The 1,129-nt window shown below is 67.4% G+C and carries 2 protein-coding genes; both read left to right on the top strand.

The features are described from left to right. The coding region (locus tag SAZ01S_RS23260) for an electron transfer flavoprotein subunit beta/FixA family protein (protein WP_084584697.1) at nt 1–527 on the top strand (527 nt) is incomplete at its 5' end. Further along, nucleotides 527–1,129: electron transfer flavoprotein subunit alpha/FixB family protein (locus SAZ01S_RS23255; RefSeq protein WP_084584696.1), on the top strand; the 603-nt coding region annotated here is incomplete at its 3' end. The genes SAZ01S_RS23260 and SAZ01S_RS23255, both read left to right, overlap by 1 nt.

Below are 1,129 nucleotides of genomic sequence, written 5' to 3'. Positions count from 1 at the left end.
CCGCGCGCGCCATGGGCGCCGATCGCGGCATTCTGATCCAGACCGACGATGAGGTTGAGCCGCTGGCCGTCGCCAAGCTGCTCGCCAAGGTGGCGGAAGAGGAACAGCCCGGGCTGATCATCCTCGGCAAGCAGGCGATCGACGACGATTCGAACCAGACCGGCCAGATGCTCGCCGCGCTGCTCGGCTGGGCGCAGGGCACCTTCGCCTCGAAGGTCGAGCTCGACGGCGAGCGCGTGAAGGTCACCCGCGAAATCGACGGCGGCCTCGAGACCGTGGACCTCAAGCTGCCGGCGATCGTCACCACCGACCTCCGCCTCAACGAGCCGCGCTACGCGACGCTGCCGAACATCATGAAGGCGAAGACCAAGCCGGTCGCGAAGAAGACCGTCGCCGATTACGGCGTCGACGTCACCCCGCGCCTCAAGACGCTGAAGGTCGTCGAGCCGGCAAAGCGCCAGGCGGGCATCAAGGTGGGCTCGGTCGACGAACTGGTCGAGAAGCTCAAGGGCATGGGAGTCGCGTGATGAAGACGCTGGTTTGGGTCGAACACGACCATCAGAGCGTCAAGGACGCGACGCTCTCCACCGTCACCGCGGCGGCAAAGCTGGGCGAAGTCCATCTGCTCGTTGCCGGCAAGGGCGTCTCGGCGGTGGCCGAGGCCGCCGCGCAGATCGAAGGCGTGGGCAAGGTCCATGTCGCCGACGACGCGGCCTATGAGCATTTCCTCGCCGAGAATGTCGCGCCGCTCGTCGTCCAGCTGATGGACAGCCATGACGCAGTCCTCTTCCCGGCGACCACCACGGGCAAGAACGTGGCGCCGCGCGTTGCCGCCGCGCTCGACGTGATGCAGATCTCGGACATCCTCTCGGTCGAGGGTGCGGACACCTTCACCCGGCCGATCTATGCCGGCAACGCGATCGCCACGGTGCAGACCAGCGATAGCAAGCTGGTGATCACCGTGCGCGGCACCGCCTTCGACAAGGCGGCGGCCACCGGCGGCAGCGGCACGGTGGAAGCCGTCCCAGTTGCGGGCGACAAGGGTCTCTCGACCTTCGTCGGCTCGGAGATCGCGACCTCGGAGCGTCCGGAACTGACCAGCGCCAAGATCATCGTCTCGGGCGGCCGC

This window comes from Sphingomonas azotifigens NBRC 15497 (assembly GCF_002091475.1).
Classification (GTDB): Bacteria; Pseudomonadota; Alphaproteobacteria; order Sphingomonadales; family Sphingomonadaceae; genus Sphingomonas; species Sphingomonas azotifigens.
The sequence above is the reverse complement of the archived record's forward strand: the minus strand, read 5'-3'. Positions and strand labels throughout refer to the sequence as shown.